The 230-nt window shown below is 57.4% G+C and carries 1 protein-coding gene; it reads left to right on the top strand.

What is annotated here, in order from left to right; all coding sequences use genetic code 11:
* Window positions 1-24: 24 nt before the first annotated feature.
* The coding region (locus Q4528_RS16625) for a hypothetical protein (RefSeq protein WP_303522909.1) at window positions 25-230 on the top strand (206 nt) is incomplete at its 3' end.

The following is a 230-nucleotide window of genomic DNA, read 5'->3' on the forward strand; positions in this document are numbered from 1 at the left end:
GAAGTGACCCGGCTGGGTGGCGTTTTGCAGACAGGTATCGATCTGGCGTCGTCTCTTAAAGAAACCCTTGCTGACGCTGCCGGAATGGACCCCGCGAAATCACCAAAGCAGGTTTTCCGCGAAGGTGACGCCGAGTCCATGCGCAATTGGGACGCCGAGAAAGCCAAGCTGGACGGTTTCCTTGCTGGTGAGGCAGAACGCAACACCATGTCGCGTGATCGCCTGACTAT

This window comes from Staphylococcus pasteuri (assembly GCF_030547725.1).
GTDB lineage: Bacteria > Bacillota > Bacilli > Staphylococcales > Staphylococcaceae > Staphylococcus > Staphylococcus pasteuri.